Annotated in this window: 15 protein-coding genes and 1 pseudogene; 9 read left to right on the plus strand and 7 right to left on the minus strand. The window is 70.9% G+C overall.

Features of this window, described 5'->3' with window-relative positions; genetic code table 11:
- The coding region (locus E1265_RS24915) for an SRPBCC domain-containing protein (protein WP_347877246.1) at positions 1–177 on the minus strand (177 nt) is incomplete at its 3' end.
- Positions 178–458: 281 nt separating this feature from the next.
- Between E1265_RS24915 and E1265_RS24920 the strand changes: the two genes are divergently transcribed.
- The 4 genes from E1265_RS24920 to E1265_RS24940 all read left to right on the plus strand — a co-directional run bounded on the left by E1265_RS24920 (position 459) and on the right by E1265_RS24940 (position 2,518).
- Positions 459–764, plus strand: a complete 306-nt coding sequence (locus E1265_RS24920) for an MFS transporter (RefSeq protein WP_132933251.1) — start codon at positions 459–461, stop codon at positions 762–764.
- Positions 764–1,144: a hypothetical protein gene (locus tag E1265_RS24925; protein WP_132933252.1), complete on the plus strand. Its 381-nt coding sequence runs from the start codon at positions 764–766 to the stop codon at positions 1,142–1,144. The genes E1265_RS24920 and E1265_RS24925 overlap by 1 nt, the downstream gene beginning before the upstream one ends.
- 139 nt (positions 1,145–1,283) lie before the next feature.
- The gene (locus E1265_RS24930) at positions 1,284–1,601 is read left to right on the plus strand and encodes a hypothetical protein (protein WP_132933253.1); all 318 of its coding nucleotides are present in this window, start codon (positions 1,284–1,286) and stop codon (positions 1,599–1,601) included.
- Positions 1,602–1,852: 251 nt separating this feature from the next.
- Positions 1,853–2,518, plus strand: coding sequence for a response regulator transcription factor (locus E1265_RS24940; protein WP_132933254.1), 666 nt, complete (start codon positions 1,853–1,855; stop codon positions 2,516–2,518).
- Between the two features lie 4 nt (positions 2,519–2,522).
- Here the strand turns inward: E1265_RS24940 and E1265_RS24945 are convergent, their stop codons facing one another.
- From E1265_RS24945 to E1265_RS24955, 3 genes are read right to left on the minus strand one after another with little or no spacing between them, the layout of a single operon-like run.
- Positions 2,523–3,746 (minus strand): sensor histidine kinase, encoded by a 1,224-nt coding sequence (locus E1265_RS24945; protein WP_132933255.1) that lies wholly within the window; start codon positions 3,744–3,746, stop codon positions 2,523–2,525.
- A 20-nt stretch (positions 3,747–3,766) separates the two neighbouring features.
- Positions 3,767–5,113: an ABC transporter permease gene (locus tag E1265_RS24950; RefSeq protein ID WP_132933263.1), complete on the minus strand. Its 1,347-nt coding sequence runs from the start codon at positions 5,111–5,113 to the stop codon at positions 3,767–3,769.
- Between the two features lie 23 nt (positions 5,114–5,136).
- Positions 5,137–5,892, minus strand: coding sequence for an ABC transporter ATP-binding protein (locus E1265_RS24955; RefSeq protein WP_132933262.1), 756 nt, complete (start codon positions 5,890–5,892; stop codon positions 5,137–5,139).
- 146 nt (positions 5,893–6,038) lie between these two features.
- Here E1265_RS24955 and E1265_RS24960 point away from each other — a divergent pair, with 146 nt between their 5' ends.
- The 3 genes and pseudogenes from E1265_RS24960 to E1265_RS39580 all read left to right on the plus strand — a co-directional run.
- Positions 6,039–6,188, plus strand: a complete 150-nt coding sequence (locus E1265_RS24960; RefSeq protein WP_132933256.1) for an RHS repeat domain-containing protein — start codon at positions 6,039–6,041, stop codon at positions 6,186–6,188.
- Positions 6,185–6,853 (plus strand): hypothetical protein, encoded by a 669-nt coding sequence (locus E1265_RS39575; protein WP_243741089.1) that lies wholly within the window; start codon positions 6,185–6,187, stop codon positions 6,851–6,853. The genes E1265_RS24960 and E1265_RS39575 overlap by 4 nt, the downstream gene beginning before the upstream one ends.
- Positions 6,823–6,998 (plus strand): annotated as a pseudogene (locus tag E1265_RS39580) (IS30 family transposase); the annotation flags it as partial. The gene E1265_RS39575 and the pseudogene E1265_RS39580, both read left to right, overlap by 31 nt.
- A 61-nt stretch (positions 6,999–7,059) precedes the next feature.
- Here E1265_RS39580 and E1265_RS24975 read toward each other — a convergent pair.
- From E1265_RS24975 to E1265_RS24985, 3 genes are read right to left on the minus strand one after another with little or no spacing between them, the layout of a single operon-like run.
- Positions 7,060–7,584: a hypothetical protein gene (locus E1265_RS24975; protein WP_132933259.1), complete on the minus strand. Its 525-nt coding sequence runs from the start codon at positions 7,582–7,584 to the stop codon at positions 7,060–7,062.
- Positions 7,547–8,428, minus strand: a complete 882-nt coding sequence (locus E1265_RS24980; RefSeq protein WP_207931194.1) for a carbohydrate ABC transporter permease — start codon at positions 8,426–8,428, stop codon at positions 7,547–7,549. The genes E1265_RS24975 and E1265_RS24980 overlap by 38 nt, the downstream gene beginning before the upstream one ends.
- Positions 8,425–8,622 (minus strand): sugar ABC transporter permease, encoded by a 198-nt coding sequence (locus tag E1265_RS24985; RefSeq protein ID WP_207931195.1) that lies wholly within the window; start codon positions 8,620–8,622, stop codon positions 8,425–8,427. The genes E1265_RS24980 and E1265_RS24985 overlap by 4 nt, the downstream gene beginning before the upstream one ends.
- A gap of 678 nt (positions 8,623–9,300) precedes the next feature.
- On the opposite strand from E1265_RS24985, the gene E1265_RS24990 reads away from it, so the two are divergent.
- A complete protein-coding gene (locus E1265_RS24990; RefSeq protein WP_132933260.1) occupies positions 9,301–10,221 on the plus strand; it encodes a hydrolase in 921 nt (306 codons plus the stop codon).
- 141 nt (positions 10,222–10,362) lie between these two features.
- Positions 10,363–11,973 carry a lectin gene (locus tag E1265_RS24995; protein WP_243741090.1) on the plus strand — a complete coding sequence of 537 codons (1,611 nt, stop codon included), beginning with the start codon at positions 10,363–10,365 and terminating at the stop codon, positions 11,971–11,973.
- The last annotated feature ends 36 nt before the right edge of the window (positions 11,974–12,009 follow it).

Consider the following 12,009-nt stretch of genomic DNA (forward strand, 5'->3'; position numbering starts at 1 on the left):
GAACGCCCGCCCACCGGGGCGCAGATCAATCTCAGCCACCGAGCCGAACCATCCTGACAGCCCTTCGGCGGTGGTCAGCGTGGCCCACACCCGCTCGATGGGGTGCCGCAGCACCACCACCCGCTCGATCGTGTCCGAAACCATTGCCACCTTCCTATAGCAGCCTGCAGGCGCCATCGATGGCAACCTACAGGTTGCGATCACTTCCCGCAAGCTCGGCGGACTCGTCGGCCAGCGCGTCCAGTGCGGCGCGGCGGGCGGTGATCCTCTCCAACACTCCGGGCTCCTCCCCGATCGCCGTGGCGTGATGTTCCTGCTTCAGATCGTGGGACGTGGTGGGCCGGGCCGCAGGCGAAGCCGGGACTACGGCCTGGACTACCGTCGCCGACCAGGGCGAGTACGCCGACGGTCGTCCACGCCAGCCACTGTGAGCTGCCGTTTCAGGATGTGCGGCCCCAGTGCTCGCGGCCTACGTCACGAGCGCGACGATGCTCATCGTCGCCCGCGCGTTGCTCGGGATCGCCGGTGCGACGCTGATGCCGTCCACCATGTCGTTGATCCGCGCCATGTTTCACGACGAGAGGCAACGCACCGTCGCGATCAGTGTGTGGATGGCCGGTTTCGTGCTGGGAGGCGCTCTGGGACCCGCCGTCGGCGGCCTGCTGCTTGACCACTTCCGGTGGGGTTCCGTCTTCCTGCTCCCACCCTGCTTCCGGAGTTCCGGTTCGACGAGCCGGGTAGTCTCGACCTTCCCAGCGCCCTGATGCTGCTGGTCTGGATGCTGTCGATGGTCTACGGGACCAAGGAGTACGCCTCACCCGGTGTCGAGCCGACCTCCTCGCTCGTCCCCACCGTGGGTCTGGCGGTCGGTGCGGCCTTTGTGTCGCGTCAGCGGAACCTTCCCTTCCCACTGCTCGACCTCCGGCTGTTCGGGAACCACACGTTCACCGCCGCTCCGCTGGTCCTGTCACTGGCGATGCTTGTCATGTCCGGTGGGCAGTTCTTCATGGCACAGTTCCTTCAGACCGTGGCCGGATACCCGCCCCTCGACGCGGGGCTGCTGCTCCTTCCGATCTCCGTGACGATGGTCATCGGCGTCATGACCGCTCCCGGGCTCACGCGGTGCGTTCCGCCCGCCACCTGATGGCGGGCGGGCGGGCCGTCGCCGCTGTGGGCATGGGGATCCTCGCCCAGGTCAGGAGGATTCCAGTATCGGAACGCTCATCGCCTGCGGCTCCCTCGTCAGTCTGGGTCTCGGGCCGACCCCCACCCTGGGCACGGCCATGGGCATCGCACTCCTCGGCGCGGCCGGCACGGCGACGTACCGCGTCCAGGTACGGGACGCCATCCCAGCCGACACTCCAAGGGAGGCCGCCGGAGCCGCCCAGGACAGCATCGGCGCCGCGGTAGTGGCCGCCACCGGGCATCCGGGCACCATCGGGGACGCCCTCATCGAGGCCGCGAGGTCGGCGTTCACCCAGGGATTCCAACTGGCCTACGGCGCGGGCGCGGTCCTCACGGTCGGCATCGCACTCCTGGCGGTCACATCGCTCCGCACGTCCGCGCCGGGTCTCGACGAGGAGGACACGACCGCGAGCTGAGCTCCGGGAGGCCCATGCCCGTTCGACCCGAGGCCGAGGTTGATCGCGAAGCTCCTGGTGGTTCTCGGTGTCGACGCCGAGAACCACGAAGTCCTCGGGTGTGGCCGTGGTTTCCGGTCAAGACTCGTGTGGCGCCAGGGGGCGTGTCACGGGGACGACGGTGAGCCGGTCATTGAGGCCCTTGAAGTCGTCGGGATGGGTGGTGAAGGTCTCACGATCGAGTGACACCCCCCCAGCCTGATAATGGCCTTGTGATCGACGGGCATCTGCGTGTGGTATTGGCCGAGGACTCCGTCGTGCTCCGTGACGGCATGGTCGAGCTGCTCCGCGCCCGCGGGTGCGAGGTGGTGGCCTCCACCGGAACGGCGCCCGAGTTGCTCGCCGCGGTGGTCGAGCACCGCCCCGACGTGGCCGTGGTGGACATCCGGATGCCGCCCACGCACACTGACGAGGGCATCCGCGCCGCCGTTGAAATCCGTGCGAGCACGCCCGAGGTCGCAGTCCTCGTCTTCTCGCAGCATGTCGAGACCGCCTGGGCTTCCCGGCTGTTGGCGGACGGTGCGGCAGGCATCGGGTACCTGCTGAAGGAACGTGTCGCCAGGACCTCCGAGTTCGTCGGCGCGCTGCACCGGGTCGCCGCCGGGGGTACGGCGCTCGACCCCGAGGTGGTTACCCGGCTGTTGCGGGGCGAACGGCGCAATCGGGTGGATGCTCTGACACCACGCGAGCGCGAGGTGCTGGAGCTGATGGCGCAGGGGCACTCCAACCGTTCCATCGCCGCGCTGCTGGTGGTGTCGGAGCGGGCGGTGGAGAAACACGTCGCCGCCGTCTTCGCCAAGTTCGGCCTGCGAGCAACGGACTCCGACAACCGGCGGGTGAAGGCCGTTCTGACCTACCTGGCGGAGAGTGGCGGTTGATCCGTCACAGGCGCGTCGGCAGCTCGACGGTGACCAGGGTGGGGCCACCTGGCGGGCTGTCGACCCGCAGGATGCCGTCGACCGCCGCGAGCCGCTCGCCCAGGCCGGTGAGGCCGGTGCCGGTGCCGAGCGCCGCGCCACCGCGGCCGTCGTCGCGCACGGTCAGCCGCACTCGGCCGTCGGCGGCGATCGCGGCGAGCTCGGCCGAGCGGGCGCCGCTGTGTTTGGCGATATTGGTAAGCAGCTCCGCAGCGCAGAAGTACACCGTTCGTTCGACCACGGAGTCCGGGCGTTCCCGCAGGTCCAGGCGGACGGTGACCGGCACCGGCGAGGTAGCGGTGAGGTCCGGCAACGCCTCGCCGAGGCCGCCGTCCAGCGCCACCGGGTGAAGGCCCCGGGTGAGCCGCCGTAGTTCGGCGATGCTGTCGTTGGTCTGGCCGCGGGCGCGCTCCACCAGGGTGCGCAACCGTCCGAGGTCCGGACCGGCGGCTGGAGCGAGCGCGTCGTCGGCCAGCGAGAGGGTGATCGCCAGGGCGACCAACCGGGCCTGGGTGCCGTCGTGCAGGTCACGCTCCAGACGGCGGAGCTGGGCGCCGCTCTCCGCGAGCAGGGTGGCGCGGGCGGTCTCCAGCTCCCGCACCCGCCGCTGGGCACGGGCCGGCCCGAGCAGCAGCCGGGCCAGCCACCGGTTCGCCGCGCTCACGGCCCTGACCGCGCCGGGCACCGCGGTCAGGAGAGTCAGACCCAGCGGAACGGAGACGGCGTCCAGCCAGGTGAACAGCCGCCCGCCCGGTTCCAGCAGGCGGCTCCAGAGCGGGAGGCCGATCAGCCAGCCGCAGCCCAGGGGAAGGGCCACAGCGGCGAAGAACCCGAGCAGGCCGAGCGGTAGCCGCAGCACCAGGAAGAGCAGCGTCCGCCAGGCGACCGGGTCGGTCAGCACGACACGGCCACGGGCGACCAGGCCCCGCGGGAGGGGCAGCCTGTCTGGCGCCTCGACGCGCTCGCCGAGCAACCGGCCGACCAGCCGCCGGTGCGGTGCGCCCAGAGCACGCGCGCCCAGCAGCGCGGCGACCACGAACGGCAGACCCAGCACGGTGAGCGAAAGCAGCGCCCCCGCGTACAGGACGGCGAGCGCGTAGCCGCCGCCGAGCAGCGCCAGCGGCAGCCCGACGACGGCGAAACCCCATTCGCCTCCCCGAACGGAGAAGTAGCGCCGCCGCTCAGCCATGCCCGACTCCACCGCCGTACTCAGTCGCGGTCACCACCTGCCAGCTCGGCCGCAGGGCCACGAACCGCCCACAGACCTGTGGCCAGGATGCCCGGGACGGTGAGTGCCGCCGCGCCCGCGACGATCCACCAGCAGGCGGACGGCGGGACGTCCGGCACCGCTGAGTCGGTCACCGCCGTGCTGAACGCCGCCGTCGCGGCGCCCGCGACCGCCGCGCCGAGCAGCACACCCACTGCCGTGGTCAGCACCGCTTCCGCGCTCAGCATGCGCATCAGCTGCGATCGGGTCGCGCCGACCAGCCGGAGCAGCGCGAACTCGCGGCCCCGGTCGGCGGTCACGGCGACCAGGGTGTTGATCGTGGACACGGCGGCGAAGCAGATCAGCAGCGCCAACTCGACCTGGCGAAGCCAGACGTCCGTGTCCAGGGTGACGCTCGTAGTCGGCGCGCCCGGGGCATGTTCGGCGGTGGCTGTCATGATCGACATGGTGCCCGACAACCCGACGAGCAGCGCGACCGGCACCACGGCGGACGACAGCCGCCGCGCGTACCCGCGCAGGTTGGCGTCGGCCAACCATCCCACCCCGGGCCCCAGCGCCCGTACCGGCGCGCCCAACACGGCCGCCAAGACGCGCGTGGCGAACGGCCCCACCAGGGCGACCGCCATCAACAACACCAGTGAACCCAGCAACGCCGCCTGCCCCGCCTCGTCCAACTGCTCCGCCGGCCGCGTCGCAGCCAGTCGCAGCAGCAGGCCGCCGCCCACCAGCGCGCCGATCCCGGCGAGCAGGCGCGGCACGCCCGTCCGTCCGTGCTCGGTCGAGCTGGCGGTGAGCGCGGCCGCGGGCGCCATCCTCGAGATCCGTAGGGCCGCGACGGCCGAGGCAGCCAGGCCGACGGTGAGCGCAGTGGCCAGTGCGACCAACATCGGCAGCGGTGTCTCGGGGACCCGCACGCCAGGCGCCGCCATCCCCCGCCGCTGCAACTCGACGAGAAAGCGGTCGGCTGCCGCCGTGCCGACGACCCAGCCTGGTACGGACACCAGAAGCGTGGTCGCGACGACCTGGCCACGGACCAACTGCCGTGCCTGGCGGGGCGTCGCCGCGACCGTGCGCAGCAGAGCCAGTTCGCGATGCTGCTGACGCACGGCGAACCCCAGCGCGTTGACCACGACGAAGAACGCGACCAAGACCACGATCTCGCCGAAGGCAGCGGCGATCACCATCAAACCGGGACCGGCGACCGCCTCCCCGGCGCGCGCAGGCGCGACGACGTCGGCGGCGAGCAGCGAGCCGAACAGTGTCATGGCGGCGATGGCGAGGAAGAGCGCGACCGCCAGGCCGACGAACGCCGTAGGCCGCCGCCGCATCTGCCCAAGTGCGAGGGCGGCCGTCACGCTCGTGCTCCCAGCCGGCTCAGACGTTCGCCGACCCGGGCGGCGGTCGGCCGGTCGAGCTCGTCCACCACCAGGCCGTCGGCGAGTAGCAGCACCCGATCCGCGTACCCGGCGGCGACCGGATCGTGGGTCACCATCACACAGGTCTGACCGTCCAGATCCACTCCAGCGCGAAGCAGGGCCAGGATCTCGTGCCCCGTGGCCCGGTCGAGCGCGCCGGTCGGCTCGTCGGCGAACAACACCCGAGGGCGAGCCACCAGCGCCCGCGCGATCGCAACCCGCTGCTGCTGCCCCCCGGACAACTGCCCGGGCCGGTGCCGCGCACGCCCGGCGAGGCCGACCCGGGCAAGCGCGTCTCGCACTTCCCCCCGGTCAGGCCGCCGGCCGGCCAGCCGGCCGGGGAGCTCGACGTTCTGCGCCACCGTCAACGCGGGCATCAGATTGAACGTCTGGAAGACGAACCCGACCCGGCTGCGCCGCAGTCTCGCGAGCCGCCGCTCGGGCAACCGGGACACCTCGGTGCCGCCCCACCAGACGGACCCCTGAGTGGGCCTGTCCATCCCCGCGAGGCAGTGCAGCAAGGTGGTCTTGCCGGAGCCCGACGGCCCCATCACCGCCGTGAACGTACCAGGCGCCAGGGACACCGACACCCCGCGCAACGCATGCACGGCGCCCGGTTTACGACCGTACTCACGGTGCAGGTCCTCCGCCCGGGCGGCGGTTCCCAGCTCGACATCCGTCGTCTCAACCATGCTTCTAGCCTCGGCGCGAAACCCAGAGCGATCGACCGTGCCGGCCCCCGAATCGATGGTTCGGAAACCCGTACCCCCGTCATCGCGCTGCGCGCCCGCATCCGACCGGGCACGCCCGTCCATCGGCTTCGCCGCCGGCCGACGCGATGCCGGCCGACCGTGTCCTCGCCCGCACCAACGCCGCCGGCGAGACGCCGCGCTACCGCCATGACGTGATGGGCCGTGTTGTCGAACGCACCGCCCCGACCGGCGAGGCCACCAGCTTCACCTACGACTGGGCGGGACGGCTCGCATGAGCCCATGGGCCCGACGCACTCGTGGAGAGGACCTACGCCCCCCTCGGCCGCCTGCTCACCGAGACGGTCAACGGCCAGGACCTCGCGCTGGGCTACGACGCGCTGGGCAGGCTCGTCCCACGGCGGACACCCAGCGGCCACACGAGGACCTGGACCTACGCCCCCGGTGGCAGCCTCACCGCCCTGCCTCGGGCACGCACCACCTCGCTATCGAACGCGACGCGCTGGGCCGCGAGTCCAGCCGCACCATCGACCAGGCTCTCGTCCTCCAACACGCCTGGGACTCCACCGGGCGCCTGGCCGAGCAGATCCTCACCACCCAGGCCGGCCCGGCCGAAGGCCGGCGGGCGCTCCACCACCGCACCTACGCCTACCGGCCCGATGGTTACCTCGCGGCCGTGACCGAGGACGCCGAAACCACCCACTACGCCGTCGGTCCAGCCGGACATGTCACAGCGGTGGCCGGCCCCGCCAGCGAGGAGACGTACACCTACGACCTGGCCGGCAACCAGACCGCGGCTCACTGGACCGCGCCGCACACCTCCGGCGAAGCGACCGGGGACCACGCCTACAGCGGGAGCCTGCTGACCCGCGCCGGCCGCATCGGCTATCGCCACGATGCCGCCGGCCGCGTCGTCCTTACTTCCCCAAGGGCACCGACCTGAGCCTCCACAGCCCCGAAGACCTCGAACACGTCGCCCAAGAACTCAACGGCCGCCCACGCTAGACGCTCGGCTGGGATACCCCAGCCGAGCGTCTACGTGATCTACTCACCACCTGAAACCAAGTGGTGTTGCGACGACCCCTTGAACCCAAGCAGCGGTTCCGAAGCACGGGGCCTTCTGTGTTTCCAGGGCTCCTATGTCGGCTTCTACTTCTGCTCGTCTCGCACGATGGCGTACACGATGCCGACCACTCCCACGCCTACGGCGATGGCTGTACCAAGCGCTGGATCGCGCAGCGACACGTAGACGGTGAGCACACGGGATCCTCGCCGCGTTCGCCGGTGGTGGCGTAGAAGACGGACACCGTGCCGTCGGGTCGCAGGAGGGCGGACCCCGACCACTCGCGGCTGCCGGGGGACGCGCGTCGGGGAAGGCGTGCCCGAGGTCCGTCCAGCGGTCGCCGGCCCTGGCCAGCAGGTGGAGGCGCGCGAGTCGTGGCGGTGCTCGGGATGGCCGACGGCGGGTGGGGAGGGCGTCATCCAGAGCTCGCCCTCCGGGACCGTGGCGGTGGTGCCGTCCTCCCGCTGCACCGGCCACAGGTCCCAGATGTCGTGGTCGGGGAGCACGCGGGGCGTGGTGGCGGGGTCGATGACGGGCGCGGTGGTCGCCGGTTCCTCGGCGAGCCGATCGAGGTCACGCCGGGTCCACCGGGTGGGGCGGATGTCTGTCACGCCTGTCCTGTCGTCGGGCTGTTGTCGTTCGGCATCGCTCGGTCAGCCCTTCACTGAGCCCTGCGGCAGGGCGGAGACGAAGCGGCGTTGGAAGATGAGGAACACGATGAGCGTGGGCGCGAGGATCAGCAGGATCCCGCGCACGGCAGGGGGATGTCCGTGCCCCACTGGCCCTGGAAGGCGCCCAGCGCGCCGGCCAGGTGCGCTGGGCCGGATCGTCGACCAGGACGATGGCGAGCAGGAACTGGTTCCAGGTCCACAGGAACAGCAGGATGGCCAGGGACGAGATCGCGGGCGCGGCCAGCGGGACGGACGCGCCAGAGGAGCTGCCACACGTTGGCGCCGTCGAGTTGGGCGGCCTCGGAGAGGTCTGCGCGCGCGTCCAGTAGACCGCGAAGGGCATGAACAGGCCGATCAGCGGCAGGATGATGGCCCACCTGGTGTTCAGGAGGTCCATGTCGCGCACCAGGTAGTACAGCGGCGTGATGATGCCCTCGAAGGGGAGCGTCAGGCCGAGCACGAACATCGGGAAGACCAGGTGGCGGCCCGCCATCCGCAGGTGGCCCAGGGCGAAGCCGGCCATCGTGGCCAGCACAAGCGAGACCGGTACCACGCCGAGCACGATCAGGGTGCTCGACCACAGCAGGTCGCCTATGTGGGCTACCCGGAGCGTGTCGGCGAAGTTGCCCCACCGCGGTTCGCTCGGCCACTCCAGGCCGGAGGGGCAGCTGCCCGAGGGTTGCAGGGCGGTGACGAACAGGCTGACGAACGGGACGATGGTGAAGGCCGTCAGCAGGACGAGGAACAGCCACCCCGTCCACGCCTCGCGTCTGCCGACGATCACGGCCGCTCCCTGGTGAGCCGCTGGATGGGAAGGACACACAGGAGCACGAGGGCCATGAGGACCACGGCGAGCGCGGAGGCCACGCCGATCTCCCGGTCGGAGAACGCCTGGTAGTAGATCTCCAGGCCGTATCTCGCCGCCGGCGCCGACCTTGAGGAGATCGAGGACCTCGTCCGGTACACCGAGTACGGCAACGACGCCTTCTCCGAGCCGGACTACCACGCCGCGTACGGGCCGATTTATGAGGACCCGTCGATCCTGCGGTGGCTGCTGCGGCAGGAGCGCCAGGGCGCGAGAGCCCACGATGCTGCTCTGTGGGGTGCCGCGGCACCCCACAGAGCAGCATCGTGGTGTCCGGATTCCGGCGCTACTCCTCGCTCTCCCCGGGTGAATTCAGGCGGAAATAGCGATCATTTCGCATATCACGATCCAGGCCAGGCCGAATTCATGGGCGCCTTCTCCCCATTCGCCACCCCCATACGATCATATTCGCTCAATTTCTCGAAACAACCAGCCGACGGAGAGGTTGACAGTCGACGCGAGACTCCTATGCTCCATGTCTGACGCTCCGACTGCCGTTCGTGGTCCCGAACGGCGCTCGGGGTTGCTCCGCCGGCCAGCAGGCCATCGCACGACAGCACGCGCACCAACCACCTTCCGTACCGGTGGCGCCCCCCACACGTGCGTCTCGATGCTGAACGCCTGAGGACGACAGGCGCTCTCGTGTGTCGGGAGCCTCCGGCAGAGCCGCCCCGGAACCGTCCGTGCCTCCCCCTGCCATGCCGTCGCGGTCACCCGCGACACCGCATCGGACGCGTTCCCGGCACCAAGGAGAGCCATGTCAGGCATGTCGACAGTCAAGGAGTCCCGCGATGTCGCTGCGTAGGTTGTTATCCGTGCCCATCGTGGCCGCGGCGCTTCTCGCCCTGGTCACCGGCGGCCAGGCGGCGGCCGGCACGCCCGAGACCAACTCCCCGTCCAGCGAGGCCGACAGCACCGCCGTGACGTCCGCCGCCTGCGGCCAGGCACCCGCCCTCGGCGACGGCACCCACACGATCCAGAGCGGCGGCACCAACCGCAGCTTCATCCTGGACGTCCCCGACGGCTACGACCGCAACCACCCCTACCGACTGGTCCTCGGGTTCCACTGGTGGGGTGGCACCGCGACCGACGTCGCCACCGGCCAGACCGTGGAACGTGACGTCTGGTCCTACTACGGCCTCAAGCGGCTGGCGAACAACAGCACCATCTTCGTCGCCCCCCAGGGCATCAGCAACGGCTGGGCCAACACCAACGGCCGGGACGTCACCTTCGTCGACGACCTGCTGCGCCGCATCGAGGCCGACCTGTGCGTCGACACCAGCCGGCGCTTCGCCCTTGGTTTCAGTTACGGCGGCGCAATGAGCTACTCGCTCGCCTGCTCCCGCCCCAACACCTTCCGCGCCGTCGCGGTCTACGGCGCACCCGGCCAGATCAGCGGATGCAGCGGCGGCACCGGCTCCGTCGCCTACTTCGCCGCCCACGGCGTCAGCGACAACATCGCGAACGGCCGCTCCATGCGCGACCGGTTCGTGCGGAACAACGGCTGCACCGCCCAGAACCCGCCAGAACCGCCCCAGGGCAGCCTCCGGCACATCACCACCACCTACTCCGGCTGCGCCTCCGGGCGCCCCGTCACCTGGGCCGCCTTCGACGGCGGCCACATCGCCGCCCCCCAGGACGGCGCCCCCGGCGACAGCGGCTCCCGCACCTGGCTCCCCGGCGAGACCTGGCGGTTCTTCACCCAGTTCTAGCGTTGCGCGGCTCCGCCCTCCCCGCCGGGAGGGTGGGGCCGTTCGGCGCCCCCCCATCCGTCGAGAAAGGGCCAGACCATGCGCACCCTGATCCGTGGACGGCTGCCCCACCTGCTGGCGGCAGCGGCCGTGGCGATGACGATGCTCTTCACCACACCGGCCCAGGCACCGGCCCAGGCGCCGGCCCAGCCGCCAGCCCAGGCGGCGCCCGGAAGTCCGGCGCTCACCCCGCCACTGGGGTGGAACAGTTGGAACAGCTTCGGCTGCAACGGGGTCAACGAGACGGTGATCCGCCAGGCCGCCGACGCCATGGTGAACTCCGGCATGCGGGACGCCGGCTACGAGTACGTCGTGGTCGACGACTGCTGGTTCGACCCCCAGCGCGACGCCCAGGGCAACCTGCGCGCCCATCCGACCCGGTTCCCCAGCGGCATGCGAGCGCTGGGCGACTACATCCACAGCCGCGGGCTGAAGTTCGGCATCTACATGTCGCCCACCGAGCGCACCTGCGCCCAGCGCGTCGGCACGCACCCCGGCTCCACCGGAAGCATGGGGCACGAGGTCCAGGACGCCAACACCTTCGCCTCCTGGGGCGTGGACTACCTCAAGTACGACTGGTGTTCCCCGGAAGGCACCCGGGAGGAGCAGATCGCCCGCTTCACGCTGATGCGGGACGCCCTGCGCGCCACGGGACGCCCGATCGTCTACAGCATCAACCCCAACAGCTTTCACGCGATCACGGGCGCCACGTACAACTGGGGCGAGGTCGCCGACCTGTGGCGCACCACCGAGGACCTGCTGGACATCTGGCAGAACGGCAACACCAACAGCTACCCGATGGGCGTGGGCAACGTCGTCGACATCAACGCCCCGCTGGCCGCCCAGGCCGGGCCAGGGCACTGGAACGACCCGGACATGCTGGTCGTCGGCCGGCCGGGCCTGACCCTGACCGAGGCCCGGTCGCACTTCGCGCTCTGGGCCCTGATGGGCGCGCCGCTGATGGCGGGCAACGACATCCGCACCATGTCCGCCGACGTCAGTGCCATCCTGCGCAACCCGCGCCTGCTGGCCGTGAACCAGGACCCGCTCGGCGCCGGCGGACGCCGGGTGCGCGACGACGGCAACGTCGAGGTGTTCGCCAAGCCGCTCGCCGACGGCTCCGTCGCGATCGGCCTGTTCAACCGCGGCTCCGCCACCACCACCATCACCACCACGGCGGCCCAGATCGGTCTTTCGAACGGCTCGTTCACCCTCACCGACCTGTGGACCGGCGGCACCTCCTCCAGCGGCGGCCAGATCTCCGCCAGCGTGCCAGCGCACGGCGTCGCGGTCTACCGGGTCTCCGGCGGCACCCCCCTGGAGAACACCACCTCCCGACTGCGCGGCGCCAGCTCAGGACGCTGCCTCGACGTCGACAACGCCTCCACGGCATCCGGCACCACCGTACTGATCTGGGACTGCCACACGGCGGCCAACCAGTCATGGACCACCTGGGCCGGCGGCGAGATCCGCGTCTTCGGCGACAAGTGCCTGGACGCCTACAACCAGGGCACCACCAACGGCACCCGGGTGATCACCTGGACCTGCAACGGCCAAGCCAACCAGCGCTGGACCCTGGCCGCCGACGGATCCATCCGCAACGCCCACTCCGGCCTGTGCCTGGACATCAACCAGGCCGGCACCGCCAACGGGACCGCCGTCATCCTGTGGACCTGCAACGGCCAGCCCAACCAGAGATGGGCCCGCTCCTGAGAAGCCGCCAGACGGCCCGGGAGCGCGATGACGCTG

Source organism: Streptomyces sp. 8K308 (assembly GCF_004348315.1).
Classification (GTDB): Bacteria; Actinomycetota; Actinomycetes; order Streptomycetales; family Streptomycetaceae; genus Streptomyces.